This is a genomic window from Streptomyces wedmorensis (genome assembly GCF_000716445.1).
In the GTDB taxonomy this organism is placed as follows: Bacteria; Actinomycetota; Actinomycetes; order Streptomycetales; family Streptomycetaceae; genus Streptomyces; species Streptomyces wedmorensis.
The window spans coordinates 65,968-79,435 of record NZ_JNWK01000024.1 but is presented as its reverse complement, the minus strand read 5'-3'; the positions used below and the strand labels follow the sequence as shown (position 1 = coordinate 79,435).

Below are 13,468 nucleotides of genomic sequence, written 5' to 3'. Positions count from 1 at the left end.
GTTTCGATCATTTTCCGATCAGCGCGCGTTCTTTTCGGCGTGTACGGCGGTGGGAACCGTCTCCCCGGCGGCGTGTCGCGCGGTGTCGTCGGGCGCGGCCGGGGCGGTGAGGACACGGCCGGTGGCGAGGAGGACCAGCAGGGCCACGAGACCGCCTGCCCCGGCCACCGCGAACCCGGCCGTGGTCCCGGCCAGTTCGACCGCGGGTCCGGCGACGGCGGAGCCGAGGGCCGCGCCGACGCCGAAGGTGGTGACGAGCCACGAGAAGGCCTCGGTGACCGTGCCGCGCGGGGCGTGCCGGTCGACCACGATGAAGGCGCAGGCGAGGACGGGGGCGAGGAACACCCCGGAGAGGACCGAGAGGCCGGTCATGGCGACGGGGCCGGGCGTGAGCATGAGCGGCAGGTAGCAGACGGCGAGGAGCAGCACGAGGACCCGCAGCCGCCGTTCGGGGGCGCCCGCCCACTGCCGGGCGCCGTAGACGGTGCCGCCGAGGAGGGCGCCGAGGCCGAGGGCGGCCATCAGCCAGCCGTAGACGGACGGGGTGCCGCGGTCGTCGGCGTAGGCGACCGCGGCGACGGTGATGGAGCCGAGGGCGAGGCCGACGAAGAAGAAGGAGCCGAGGAGGGCGAGCAGCCCGGGCGAGCGGAGGGCGCCCAGCCAGTGGGCCTCACGGGTGGCGGAGCGCCATGCGCGGGACGGCTCGGACAGGACGACGGCGAGGGCACCGAGGATCCCCAGGACGTTGATGACCAGGAGGGCGGCGGCGGGCGACCACACGGCGACGAGGAGCGTCACGAGCAGCGGGCCGACGGTGAACATGACCTCCTGGGCCACCGCGTCGAGCGCGTACGCCCGGTGGACCCGGTCCTCGCGGCCCAGGACGCTCGGCCACAGGGCCCGCAGCCCGCCCTCCAGGGGCGGGGTGAAGAGTCCGGCGATCACGACGGCCGCGTAGGCGAGGGGGAGGTGGCCGATGCCGGCGAAGGCGAACAGGACCATGCCGAGCGCGGACAGGACGGCGGCGGGCAGCTGGACGCGGGGCTGGCCCTTGAGGTCCACGGCCCGGCCGAGGAGCGGCTGCCCGACGGCGTTGGCGACGCCGTACGCCGCGATCAGACCGCCGGCCAGGGTGTAGCTGCCGCCCTGGTCCCGGACGAACAGGGTCATGGCGATGGGGCCGGTGCCGTTGGGCAGCCGGCCGACGAGGGTGCCCGCGAGCAGCCGGGCGGCGTGCGGTGCCCGGAGTATGTCGAGATAGCCGCCGTGCGCGGGGGCCTCGGTGGCCATGTCGGTCTCCCCTCACCTCGGAACCCGGCCGAGGTTTTACGTATAACGTTACGCGTCATACGTACCATGTCGACATGACGCGGGTCCACTCCGCGCCCTGGGACCGTACGACGCGGAGGCTTGTGTGCAGACCCCGGAGCCGCTCGGCGGCACACGCCCGACCAGCCGGGACGTCGCCCGGACCGCGGGCGTCTCGCAGGCCACCGTCTCCCTCGTGCTCGGCGAGAAATGGCGCGGCCGTGTCTCCGAGCGCACCGCGGAGACCGTGCGGGCCGCCGCCCGGGACCTCGGCTACCGGCCCAACCTGGCCGCCCGCAACCTCCGGCTCGGCCGTACCCGGACCGCCATGCTCGTCGTGCCGGCACTCACCAACGAGTTCTTCGCCCACGTCTACACGGGCGCGGCCGTCGCCGCCGCACGGCACGGCTTCGGCGTCGTCCTCTACCCCTCCCCCGACGGCGTGGGCCCCGCCCGCGACCCGTTCGCCTCGGCCCAGGCCGCCCTGGACGGCGTCATCGCCTCCTCCATGGCCGCCGACGCCCTCAAGGCCTTCCGGGGCACCGACCTGCCCCTCGTCATGCTCGACAGCGACCCGTCCGACCCCGGTGCCTCCGCGCACCTGAACATCGACGTCGCCGACGGCATGCGGCGGGTGACCGAGCACCTGCTCGGCCTGGGGCACCGCCGCTTCCTGCACCTGGCGTCCGCCGTACCGTCCTGGACCTTCGACGTACGCGCCGCGGCCCTCGCCGATGCCCTGCGCGGCGCGGAGCTGCGTACCGTGCGCTCCCCGCTCAACGTCGCCGACGCCTGGACGGCCGCCCACGCCGCGCTCGACACCCGGGAACCCCGGCCCACCGCGGTGATCTGCGACGACGACATCCTCGCGGTCGGCGTCCTCAAGGTCGCCCGCCGGCTCGGCCTGCGCGTCCCCGAGGACCTGTCGATCACCGGCTTCGACGACCTGGCCCTCGCCACCGCGGTCGAGCCCGAGCTCACCACGGTCCGGCTGCCCGCCGAGGAGTTCGGCAGGCGGGGCATGGAGGCGCTGCTCGCCGTCCTCGCGGGGGAACCCGCCCCGCCGGTCACCCTGCCCGTGGAGCTCGTCCGGCGCGGCTCCACGGGCCCCGCACCGGCCGTCTGAGGGCGGATGCGCCGGAGGGGCCCCGGTCCGTGTGGACCGGGGCCCCTCCGGGCACAGCCGCCTACTCCTCGGGAGCCTCGTCCGAGGGCTCGTCCGTCTTCGTCACGGCCGCGTTGTCCGCCTCCAGGAGGCGGGACAGCTGACGGCCGACGATCCGCTTGAACTTGCGCTGCTGCGGACGCGTGCGGTCAAGGACCGCCACCTCGAGACGCTCCGCGGGGATCTCCCGCTCGGTGCCGTTGGTGTCCCGCGAGAGCGCCTGGACGGCCAGCTTCAGGGCCTCGGCGAGGGACATGCCGTCCCGGTGCCGCTGGTCCAGGTAGGAGCTGATCTGCTCCGCGTTGCCGCCGACCGCGACCGAGCCGTGCTCGTCCACGATCGAGCCGTCGTGGGGCAGCCGGTAGATCTGGTCGCCCTCCGGCTCGGCGCCGACCTCGGCGACGACGAGCTCCACCTCGTAGGGCTTCTCCCCCGCGCTGGAGAAGATGGTGCCCAGCGTCTGGGCGTAGACGTTGGCCAGGCCGCGCGCGGTCACGTCGTCCCGGTCGTAGGTGTAGCCCCGCAGGTCGGCGTAGCGCACGCCGCCGATGCGGAGGTTCTCGTACTCGTTGTACTTGCCGGCGGCGGCGAAGCCGATCCGGTCGTAGATCTCGCTGAACTTGTGGAGTGCGCGCGACGGGTTCTCGCCGACGAAGACGATGCCGTCCGTGTACTGGAGGACGACGAGGCTGCGGCCCCGGGCGATGCCCTTGCGGGCGTACTCGGCCCGGTCGGCCATGGCCTGCTGAGGTGAGACATAGAACGGCGTGGACACCGGCTACCGTCCCTTTCTTCCGGTCTGAAGGGCTTCTACGGGCGACGAACGGTCAGAGCAGGGCGGCGCGCGGCCCGTCGGGCTGCTCGAGACGCCGCTCGGTGACCGACCGGGCCAGCCCGGAGGACTCGGCCTCGCTGAGCCTGCGGAAGCCCTCGTCGGTGATGACGGTGACGATCGGGAAGATCCTGCGCGCCATGTCCGGCCCGCCGGTCGCCGAGTCGTCGTCCGCCGCGTCGTACAGCGCCTGCACGACCAACGTCGTGGCCTGCTCCTCGGTGAGGTCGGCGCGGTACAGCTTCTTCATCGACCCGCGCGCGAAGATCGAGCCGGAGCCCGTGGCGGCGAAGCCGTGCTCCTCGGAGCGGCCGCCGGTCACGTCGTAGGAGAAGATCCGGCCCTTCTCCTTGCTCTCGTCCCAGCCCGCGAAGAGCGGAACGACGGCGAGTCCCTGCATGGCCATGCCGAGGTTGCCTCGGATCATGGTGGAGAGGCGGTTCGCCTTGCCCTCCAGGGAGAGCGTCGCGCCCTCCACCTTCTCGAAGTGCTCCAGCTCCAGCTGGAACAGCTTGACCATCTCCACGGCGAGACCGGCGGTGCCGGCGATGCCGACGGCCGAGTACTCGTCCGCCGGGAACACCTTCTCGATGTCCCGCTGCGCGATCATGTTGCCCATGGTGGCCCGCCGGTCACCGGCGAGGACGACCCCGCCGGGGAAGGTGGCCGCCACGATGGTCGTGCCGTGCGGGGCCTCGACGATGCCCTCCGGGAGCTTCCGGTTGCCCGGGAGCATCTCCGGCGAGTGGTCGGCCAGGAAGTCCATGAACGAGGACGAGCCCGGCGTCAGGAAGGCCGCCGGCAGACGCCCGGTGCTACGAGGGTTGGCTTCCACGCGATTCCTTCCGGGTGGGAGAGTCGGCCCGCCGTGCGAAGCGCGGGGCGATCTTGGTTGCTGTGCACGGACCATACCCGTGCCACCGCCTGTCATCCGTCCCCGGGCCCACGGCTTTCTCCGGGGCTCCGGGGACGGAGGACGACAGACGCGAGGGGCGGCTACTGGCCACCCTTTTGCACAAATGACCGCACGAAGTCCTCGGCGTTCTCCTCCAGGACGTCGTCGATCTCGTCCAGGACGGAGTCCACGTCCTCGCTCAGCTTCTCCTGGCGCTCCTGGAGGTCGGAGCTCGCCTCCGTGGTGGTCTCCTCGACCTCCTCCGTGGAACGCGTCGCCTTCTGCTGTCCGCCGCCGGTGTCCTTGGTCGCCATATCCCTCACCCCGCTCGATTCGACCCGCTCGGTTGAGTCCGTACGGACCCGGTCGAGTCCGTACAAGATCAGACCCTATAGGGCGGGTCCGACTTCGGCCCCGCAGTTTCCACAACGTCCGGGCACTGATTCCATGATTCCCAGCGCCGGGGTATTTCAGGCCCGTGTCGGGCCCCGGGTTCAGCCGCCGGAAAGCACGCGCACGAGTTCCTCGGCCGTACGGCAGCGGTCCAGGAGCGATTTCACGTGGGCCTTGGTTCCGCGCAGCGGTTCCATGGTCGGGACGCGCTGGAGCGAGTCCCGACCGGGCAGGTCGAAGATCACCGAGTCCCAGGAGGCCGCGGCGACGTCGTCGGCGTACTGCTCGAGGCAGCGGCCCCGGAAGTAGGCCCGGGTGTCCTCGGGCGGTGCCGTCTCGGCCCGCAGCACGTCTGCGTCGTCCAGGAGCCGCTTCATGCGCCCGCGGGCCACCAGACGGTTGTACAGGCCCTTCTCGGGGCGCACGTCCGCGTACTGGAGGTCCACCAGGTGCAGCCGGGGCGCGTCCCAGTCCAGGCCGTCGCGGCGGCGGTAGCCCTCCATGAGCTCCCGCTTGGCGATCCAGTCGAGCTCGCCGGCCAGGCTCATGGGGTCGTTCTCGAGCCGGTTGAGGGTATCCTCCCAGCGCGTGAGGACGTCCTTGGTCTGCTCGTCCGCGTCCGAGCCGTACCGCTCGTCCACGTACTTCCTGGCCAGCTCGAAGTACTCCATCTGGAGCTGCACCGCGGTCAGAGTCCGGCCGCTGCGGAGGGTGACCAGGTACTGGAGGGTCGGGTCGTGCGAGACCTGGTGGAGGGTCCGTACCGGCTGGTCGACGGCGAGGTCGACGGTGATGAAGCCGTCCTCGATCATCGACAGGACCAGCGCGGTGGTGCCCAGCTTCAGGTAGGTCGAGATCTCCGACAGGTTCGCGTCGCCGATGATCACGTGCAGGCGCCGGTACCTCTCGGCGTCGGCGTGCGGCTCGTCCCTGGTGTTGATGATGGGCCGCTTGAGGGTGGTCTCCAGGCCGACCTCGACCTCGAAGTAGTCCGCCCGCTGGCTGATCTGGAAGCCGTTCTCACGGCCGTCCTGCCCGATGCCGACCCGCCCCGCGCCGGTCACGACCTGGCGGGAGACGAAGAACGGCGTCAGGTGGCGCACGATGTCCGAGAAGGGGGTCTCCCGCTTCATCAGGTAGTTCTCGTGCGTGCCGTAGGAGGCGCCCTTGTTGTCGGTGTTGTTCTTGTAGAGGTGGATGGGCTGGGCGCCGGGGAGCTGGGCGGCGCGCACGGCCGCCTCCGCCATGATCCGCTCGCCGGCCTTGTCCCAGAGCACGGCGTCCCGCGGGTTCGTGACCTCGGGCGAGCTGTACTCGGGGTGGGCGTGGTCCACGTAGAGCCGCGCACCGTTGGTGAGGATCACGTTGGCCAGGCCGATGTCCTCGTCGGTGAGCTGGCTGGAGTCGGCGACCTCGCGGGCGAGGTCGAAGCCGCGGGCGTCCCGCAGCGGATTCTCCTCCTCGAAATCCCAGCGGGCACGGCGCGCCCGGTGCATCGCCGCCGCGTAGGCGTTGACGATCTGGGACGAGGTGAGCATGGCATTGGCGTTCGGGTGCCCCGGGACGGAGATCCCGTATTCCGTCTCGATGCCCATTACTCGCCGTACGGTCATGCGGCCCTCCTTGCCCGGCGTCGCTCACAGTGCGCGACTCGGCGTTACCGAAGAGCCTAGAACGGCTCCGCGCTGGTGGGGAGATCACTTGCGGTATTTCCCGGGCTGCCGGGAGAATTTCCGGCTGAATGCGACGGCTGCGGATGCCCGTTTCCGGACATCCGCAGCCGGTTCGCGTTCCTACAGGTACTGACCGGTGTTCGCCACCGTGTCGATGGAGCGTCCGGTGTCCGCGCCCTGCTTTCCGGTGACGAGGGTGCGGATGAACACGATCCGCTCGCCCTTCTTTCCGGAGATCCGGGCCCAGTCGTCGGGGTTGGTGGTGTTGGGCAGGTCCTCGTTCTCCTTGAACTCGTCCACGCACGCCTGGAGGAGGTGGGAGACCCGGATGCCCTTCTGGTTGTGGTCGAGGAAGGCCTTGATGGCCATCTTCTTGGCCCGGTCGACGATGTTCTGGATCATCGCGCCGGAGTTGAAGTCCTTGAAGTAGAGGACTTCCTTGTCGCCGTTCGCGTACGTGACTTCCAGGAAGCGGTTCTCCTCGGATTCCGCGTACATCTGCTCGACCACGGACTGGATCATTCCGTGGGCGGCGGCGGCCTTGGAGCCGCTGTGCTCGGAGATGTCGTCCGAGTGGAGCGGCAGGTTCGCCGTGAGGTACTTCGCGAAGATGTCCTTCGCCGCCTCCGCGTCCGGACGCTCGATCTTGATCTTGACGTCGAGCCGGCCGGGCCGCAGGATCGCGGGGTCGATCATGTCCTCGCGGTTGGAGGCGCCGATGACGATGACGTTCTCCAGGCCCTCCACACCGTCGATCTCGGCGAGCAGCTGCGGGACGATGGTGTTCTCCACGTCCGAGCTGACACCGGAGCCGCGGGTGCGGAAGAGGGATTCCATCTCGTCGAAGAAGACGATGACCGGGGTGCCCTCGCTCGCCTTCTCCCGGGCACGCTGGAAGACGAGGCGGATGTGCCGCTCGGTCTCGCCGACGTACTTGTTGAGGAGCTCGGGGCCCTTGATGTTGAGGAAGTAGGACTTCCCCGCGGGCTGGCCGGTCACCTCGGCCACCTTCTTGGCCAGGGAGTTGGCCACGGCCTTCGCGATCAGCGTCTTGCCGCAGCCGGGCGGGCCGTAGAGCAGGATGCCCTTGGGCGGCCGCAGTTCGTGCTCCTTGAAGAGGTCCGGGTAGAGGTACGGGAGCTCGACCGCGTCGCGGATCAGCTCGATCTGGTTGCCCAGACCGCCGATCTTGTCGTAGTCGACGTCCGGGACCTCTTCCAGAACGAGCTCTTCGACCTCGCTCTTGGGGACGACCTCGTAGACGTAGCCGGACCGGGAGTCGAGCAGCAGGGCGTCGCCGGCGCGGATGGTGACGTCCAGCAGAGGCTCGGCGAGCCTCACCACCCGCTCCTCGTCGGTGTGCCCGACCACCAGGGCGCGCTCGCCGTCCTCGAGGATCTCCTTGAGGGTGACGATGTCCCCGGCGCGCTCGAACTCCATGGCCTCGACCACGTTGAGCGCCTCGTTGAGCATGACTTCCTGGCCGCGCTTGAGCTCTTCGAGCTCGATGCTGGGGCTCACGTTCACCCGGAGCTTGCGGCCCCCGGTGAAGATGTCGCACGTGCCGTCCTCGTTGGCCTGCAGGAAGACGCCGAAGCCGGCCGGCGGCTGCGCGAGCCGGTCGACCTCCTCCTTGAGCGCCACGATCTGGTCGCGGGCTTCACGGAGCGTGTTCGCCAGTCGTTCGTTCTGCGCGGACACGCCGGCCAGGCTGGTCTGCAGCTCGACGATCCGCTCTTCGAGAATCCTCGTGTGGCGCGGAGAGTCGGCGAGCTTGCGGCGCAGGACGGCGATTTCCTGCTCGAGATAGGCAACCTGTCCGGCGGGGTCCTCAGACCCTCGCCCGGGCCGGATGCCGCGGTTGATGTCGTCGTCGTGGGCTGCCACGGTCCTCACCTCCTCCAGGGGGAGCTGGACGCTTCCTGACCCTACCTGCGTGGGTGATGATTGAAACCCCTAGATCAAAAAGACTGCGGGGCGTGTCCGATCTTCACCCTTGCGCTTCCCCTCTCGCCAGGGGAATACCCACCCTTCACCGCTTGAAAGCGGGCGGTTGTATCGTCGTGTTCGGCCAACACCCGTCAGGGGTGGCCCGACTTACCGCGCGAAGCAGAAACGGCAGGAGATATGACCGTGCAGCACGAGGCCCCGGCAACGGGCGCCGAGGAGGCGCTGGAAGTCTGGATCGACCAGGACCTGTGCACCGGGGACGGGATCTGTGTGCAGTACGCCCCGGAGGTGTTCGAGCTCGACATCGACGGGCTCGCTTATGTGAAGAGCGCCGACGACGAGCTCCTTCAGGACGCGGGGGCGACGACCCCGGTGCCGCTGCCGCTGCTCCAGGACGTGGTGGACTCCGCGAAGGAGTGCCCGGGCGACTGCATCCACGTGCGCCGGGTCGCGGACCGGGTCGAGGTGTACGGCCCCGACGCGGAGTGACGGGTCAGGCGCCGCGCGCGTCGGCGTGGCCGGCGCGCACGAAGGCGCCGCCCTGCCAGCGCCAGCTGACCTGCTCGTTCTCGTCGGGGCAGCAGCGGGGCACGTCGGGCGTCGAGTAGCCGAGCAGTGTGGCGTGCACCGCTCCGTCACGGACGGCGAGCTCGGTGACGTTCCGGTGCAGTCCGGGTTCGACGAGTGTGGCCACCACGCGCGCGGGGGCGTCCTTCGCCTTGCCGCGGGTGAGGACGTAGACGCCGTGCGGCGGGTTGCCGGAGCCGGCTTCGCAGTGCACGACCGCAACCGTCTCCGGGTTTCCGTCCCCGTCGAGGTCGCCGGTGACCCGCTTCGCGACCGTACGGGGGCCTCCCCCGCAGTCCAGGGGATAGTCGGCCCCTGCGGCCTCGGGCGCCGGCGCGGGTCGCGCGGGCCCCGGGGCCGCGGTGGCTCCGGCCGGGCCCGGCTGGAGCAGCCCCGCGAGGGCGACGACCGCGGCCGTCGCGGTGGCGGTGGCCAGCCAGTGGGCCGGCCGGGCGTGGGTGTGCGCGAGGTCCGCGAGGTCCGGAGCGGCGGAGTGCTGCACGCGAGACGTCTCCTGAGGGGTGGTGCGGCCGGGTTACCGGGCATCGTGCCACACGTCACAGGGCGACGGAACAGCTGGGGTCGGCCGCGGACGGCCGGCTTCGGGTCGCGCGCACGTGGACGGCCTTCGGTGCGCGCGCCGGTGCTCGGCTCCGAACGTGAGGACGCCGCCGTCGAGTTCCCTCCCGTGGGCGGGGAACTCGACGGCGGCGCGGTGTGGATGTCGGGACGTCAGCCCTTGTTGGGGCCTTCGTAGTCCTCGCCGTAGGCGCCCTTGGCGGGACGGCGGCGGCGCATCGGGGGCTCGACCCCGTCCGCGAGGCGGCGGGCGGTGACGAGGAAGCCGGTGTGGCCGATCATGCGGTGATCGGGACGGACGGCGAGGCCCTCGACGTGCCAGTTGCGGATCATGGACTCCCACGGCTGCGGCTCGGCGTAGCAGCCGAACTCGCGGATGGACTCCACGGTGCGCGCGAGCTGGGTGGTGGTCGCCACGTAGCAGCAGAGGATGCCGCCGGGGACGAGCGCCTTGGAGACGGCCTCCAGGCACTCCCAGGGAGCGAGCATGTCCAGGATGACGCGGTCGACGTCGGTGTCGGACAGATTGTCCTGGAGGTCGCCCACGGTCAGCTGCCAAGCGGGGTGCGGGCCGCCGAAGTAGCGCTCGACGTTGCCCTTCGCGATCTCGGCGAAGTCCTCGCGGCGCTCGTAGGAGTGCAGCATGCCGCTGTCGCCGATGGCGCGGAGCAGGAAGCTGCTGAGCGAGCCGGAGCCCACACCCGCCTCGACGACGCGTGCGCCGGGGAAGATGTCGGCGAAGGCCAGGATCTGACCCGCGTCCTTCGGGTAGACCACGGCGGCGCCGCGGGGCATGGACAGGACGTAGTCGGGGAGCAGGGGGCGCAGCGCGAGGTAGGCGACGTTTCCGGTGGTACGGACAACGCTGCCCTCGGGGGCGCCGATCAGTTCGTCGTGCGGGAAGGAACCCTTGTGGGTGTGGAAGTTCTTTCCCTCTTCGAGCGTGAACGTGTAGTGACGGCCCTTGGGGTCGGTCAGCTGAACCTGGTCCCCGACCTTGAAGGGCCCGCGTCGGCGGGCGGCACCGGTCGGTTCGGACATGTGAACAAGAGTACCGGGGTTACGAGGACGGTCGTGCCATGGCCTTGACGAAGGCGCGCTCGACGTCGGTGGTGGCGAGGACGCCGTAGATCTCGCCGCTCTCCTCGACGACGAGGTACTCGGTGGCCGGGGTGGCGCGCAGGTGGTCGAGGAGGGGCTGGCCGGTGAGTTCGGCGGGGACCCGCATGCCTTCGGTGATGTCCTGGGCGAGGCTGCTGACGGCGACCCAGGGGCGGCGGTGCTGGGGGACGGCGGCGATGGCGGCCTCCCGGACGATGCCGGTGGGGTCGCCGTTGCCGTCGACGATCACGAGGGCGCGCGCGCCGGCCTCGTTGGCGCGGCGGAGGGCCTCCGAGAGGGGGGTCGTGCTCTCGACCGGGATGGCGCGGCGGGTGAGGACGCGGGCGCGGAGTTCGGGGAGGTGCTCGCGGAGCCGGGCCACGCGGAGGCTGTTGCCGGCGCCGGTCCAGATGATGGCGGCGAGGATCGCGGCGAGCAGCGCGTCGGTGACGGTGGTGAAGCCGCTGATGTCGTCCGTGGAGTTGCCGAGGAGGCCGGTGCGGGTGAGCAGGGGCAGGCCGACCAGGACGAGGACGGCGAGGGCGCGGCCGACCCAGGCGGCGGCGACGGTGCCGCTCATGGGCTTGCCGGTGATCTTCCAGACGACGGCGCGGAGCATCCGGCCGCCGTCGAGCGGGAGGCCGGGGAGCAGGTTGAAGGCGGCGACGATCAGGTTGGAGATCATCAGGCCGGCGAGGAGGACGCCGGGGACGGTGCCGGGCTCGACGGCGTACAGGGAGAGGTAGAACACGCCGGAGAGGACGAGGGAGAGGAGGGGGCCCACGAAGGCGAGGACGAACTCGCGGCCGGGGGTCTCGGTCTCCTTCTCGATCTCGGAGACGCCGCCGAAGAACTGGAGCTGGATGCGGCGCACCGGGAGCTTGAAGCGGAGCGCGGCGATGGTGTGGGCCAGTTCGTGGACGAGCACGGAGGCGTAGAAGGCGACGGCGAAGAAGAGGGAGACCAGGTAGCGGGCGGCGCCGAGTTCGGGCAGGACGCGTTCGATCTGGTCGCCGAAGACCCAGGTGATGAGGGCGGCGACGAGGAACCAGCTGGGGGCGACGTAGACGGGCACGCCGAAGGGGCGGCCCATGAGGATCCCGCCGCCGGGCTCCTCGGTCCGCTGCGGCTTGGGCTCGTCCTGGTTCACGGGTTCCTTTCGTCGCGTGGTGTGACCCGCGTCGGTGCGTCACGGTTCGATCATGCAGTGCGACGGGGTCCCGGGTCGATGGTATTCCGCGCGATGTCGGTGGCGGGTCGTAGGGTCTTCGTCATGAGTACGAGCGAGCAGGTGCCGGCGGAGCCCCGGGCGCCCATGTCGTTGTCGCCGTCGCGGGCGAGCGATTTCATGCAGTGTCCGCTGCTGTACCGGTTCCGGGTGATCGACCGGCTGCCGGAGAAGCCGAGTCCGGCGGCGACCCGGGGCACGCTGGTGCACGCGGTGCTCGAGCGGCTCTTCGACGATCCGGCGGTGGAGCGGACGGCGCCGCGGGCGAAGGCGATGGTGCCCGGGCAGTGGGACCGGCTGCTGGAGTCGAAGCCGGAGCTGGGCGAGCTGTTCGCGGAGGATCCGGACGGGGAGCGGCTCGCGGGGTGGCTGGGCGAGGCGGAGCGGCTGGTCGAGCGGTGGTTCACGCTGGAGGACCCGTCGCGTCTGGAGCCGGCCGAGCGCGAGCTGTTCGTGGAGACGGAGCTGGATTCGGGGCTGCGGCTGCGCGGTGTGATCGACCGGATCGACGTGGCGCCCTCGGGTGACGTGCGGATCGTGGACTACAAGACGGGGAAGGCGCCCCGGCCCGAGTACCGCGACGGGGCGCTGTTCCAGATGACGTTCTACGCGCTGGTGGTCTGGCGGCTGCGGCGGGTGCTGCCGCGCCGGCTCCAGCTGGTCTATCTGGGCAGCGGGGACGTGCTGACGTACGACCCGGTGGAGGCGGACCTGCTGCGGGTGGAGCGGAAGCTGCTCGCGCTGTGGGACGCGATCCGGCTGGCGACCGAGACGGGCGACTGGCGGCCGAGGCCGACGAAGCTGTGCGGCTGGTGCGACCACCAGGCGGTCTGTCCGGAGTTCGGGGGGACTCCCCCGGTCTATCCGCTGAAGATCGTTTCCGCGCGCCCGGCGGAGTCCGGCGAATCCGGGCAGGGCAGAATGGACCCGGCCCCGCCCGCGCCGTGAGCCTTGCCCGCACCGTGAGCCGGGTCGCCGTCGTGTGTCCGGCCCGCCCCGTGAAGGAGCCCTTGTGACGATCCGCGTCCTCTTGGTGGACGACCAGCCGCTGCTGCGCACCGGCTTCCGGATGATTCTGGAGGCGGAGCAGGACATCGCGGTGGTGGGTGAGGCCGGGGACGGTCTCCAGGCGCAGGAGCAGGTGCGCGCGCTCCAGCCCGACGTGGTGCTGATGGACATCCGGATGCCGCGGATGGACGGGGTGGAGGCGACCCGGCAGATCACGGGTCCGGGCCGGGACGGTCCGGCGAAGGTGCTCGTGCTGACCACGTTCGATCTGGACGAGTACGTGGTGGAGGCGCTGCGGGCCGGTGCGAGCGGCTTCCTCCTGAAGGACGCTCCGGCGAACGAGCTGGTGCAGGCGATCCGGGTGGTGGCGGCGGGCGAGGCGATGCTGGCGCCGTCGATCACGCGCAGGCTGCTCGACAAGTACTCGGCGCACCTGCCCACGGGCGAGGAGCGGATGCCGGAGACGCTGAGCACCCTGACCGATCGCGAGGTCGAGGTGCTGAAGCTGGTGGCGCGTGGGCTGTCGAACGCGGAGATCGCCGCGGACCTGTTCGTCAGCGAGACGACCGTCAAGACGCACGTGGGCCATGTGCTGACGAAGCTGGGGCTGCGCGACCGGGTGCAGGCCGCGGTGTACGCGTACGAGAGCGGTCTGGTGCGCCCGGGCGGCGGCCAGTAGCCGGAGCACCGGTCCTGGACACGGGAAGGGCCCGGCACGCGGTGTGCGTGCCGGGCCCTCGCCGTGTCGTACGGCGTCGGCCGGGGACCG

13 protein-coding genes are annotated in these 13,468 nt (G+C 70.9%); 4 read left to right on the top strand and 9 right to left on the bottom strand.

Annotated elements, in window-relative coordinates; genetic code table 11:
• Positions 1–18: 18 nt before the first annotated feature.
• Positions 19–1,290, bottom strand: coding sequence for an MFS transporter (locus OO54_RS20415; protein WP_033204998.1), 1,272 nt, complete (start codon positions 1,288–1,290; stop codon positions 19–21).
• A gap of 124 nt (positions 1,291–1,414) precedes the next feature.
• Between OO54_RS20415 and OO54_RS20410 the strand changes: the two genes are divergently transcribed.
• Positions 1,415–2,434: a LacI family DNA-binding transcriptional regulator gene (locus tag OO54_RS20410; RefSeq protein WP_033204996.1), complete on the top strand. Its 1,020-nt coding sequence runs from the start codon at positions 1,415–1,417 to the stop codon at positions 2,432–2,434.
• A 61-nt stretch (positions 2,435–2,495) separates the two neighbouring features.
• Here the strand turns inward: OO54_RS20410 and prcA are convergent, their stop codons facing one another.
• The 5 genes from prcA to arc form a co-directional block, all read right to left on the bottom strand.
• Positions 2,496–3,248, bottom strand: a complete 753-nt coding sequence (prcA, locus tag OO54_RS20405; protein WP_033204994.1) for a proteasome subunit alpha — start codon at positions 3,246–3,248, stop codon at positions 2,496–2,498.
• Between the two features lie 52 nt (positions 3,249–3,300).
• Complete coding sequence (gene prcB / locus OO54_RS20400) at positions 3,301–4,140, bottom strand: proteasome subunit beta (RefSeq protein WP_017241690.1); 840 nt, start codon at positions 4,138–4,140, stop codon at positions 3,301–3,303.
• 161 nt (positions 4,141–4,301) lie between these two features.
• The gene (locus tag OO54_RS20395) at positions 4,302–4,514 is read right to left on the bottom strand and encodes a ubiquitin-like protein Pup (protein ID WP_053194491.1); all 213 of its coding nucleotides are present in this window, start codon (positions 4,512–4,514) and stop codon (positions 4,302–4,304) included.
• Positions 4,515–4,694: 180 nt separating this feature from the next.
• Positions 4,695–6,206 carry a depupylase/deamidase Dop gene (gene dop, locus OO54_RS20390; protein ID WP_033204993.1) on the bottom strand — a complete coding sequence of 504 codons (1,512 nt, stop codon included), beginning with the start codon at positions 6,204–6,206 and terminating at the stop codon, positions 4,695–4,697.
• 180 nt (positions 6,207–6,386) lie between these two features.
• A complete protein-coding gene (gene arc, locus OO54_RS20385; protein WP_017241687.1) occupies positions 6,387–8,153 on the bottom strand; it encodes a proteasome ATPase in 1,767 nt (588 codons plus the stop codon).
• 240 nt (positions 8,154–8,393) lie between these two features.
• Between arc and OO54_RS20380 the strand changes: the two genes are divergently transcribed.
• Entirely contained in the window at positions 8,394–8,705 is a 312-nt protein-coding gene (locus OO54_RS20380) for a ferredoxin (protein WP_033204991.1), read from the top strand.
• A gap of 4 nt (positions 8,706–8,709) precedes the next feature.
• Here OO54_RS20380 and OO54_RS20375 read toward each other — a convergent pair whose 3' ends face one another.
• The 3 genes from OO54_RS20375 to OO54_RS20365 all read right to left on the bottom strand — a co-directional run bounded on the left by OO54_RS20375 (position 8,710) and on the right by OO54_RS20365 (position 11,556).
• Positions 8,710–9,285, bottom strand: coding sequence for a hypothetical protein (locus tag OO54_RS20375; RefSeq protein ID WP_033204989.1), 576 nt, complete (start codon positions 9,283–9,285; stop codon positions 8,710–8,712).
• Between the two features lie 230 nt (positions 9,286–9,515).
• Positions 9,516–10,403 (bottom strand): tRNA (adenine-N1)-methyltransferase, encoded by an 888-nt coding sequence (locus OO54_RS20370; RefSeq protein WP_015032448.1) that lies wholly within the window; start codon positions 10,401–10,403, stop codon positions 9,516–9,518.
• Between the two features lie 19 nt (positions 10,404–10,422).
• Complete coding sequence (locus OO54_RS20365) at positions 10,423–11,556, bottom strand: site-2 protease family protein (protein ID WP_234439413.1); 1,134 nt, start codon at positions 11,554–11,556, stop codon at positions 10,423–10,425.
• A 180-nt stretch (positions 11,557–11,736) separates the two neighbouring features.
• Here OO54_RS20365 and OO54_RS20360 point away from each other — a divergent pair, with 180 nt between their 5' ends.
• Both OO54_RS20360 and OO54_RS20355 read left to right on the top strand, forming a co-directional pair.
• A complete protein-coding gene (locus OO54_RS20360; RefSeq protein ID WP_234439411.1) occupies positions 11,737–12,639 on the top strand; it encodes a RecB family exonuclease in 903 nt (300 codons plus the stop codon).
• A 64-nt stretch (positions 12,640–12,703) separates the two neighbouring features.
• Positions 12,704–13,378, top strand: coding sequence for a response regulator (locus tag OO54_RS20355; RefSeq protein WP_017241683.1), 675 nt, complete (start codon positions 12,704–12,706; stop codon positions 13,376–13,378).
• Positions 13,379–13,468: the final 90 nt, after the last annotated feature.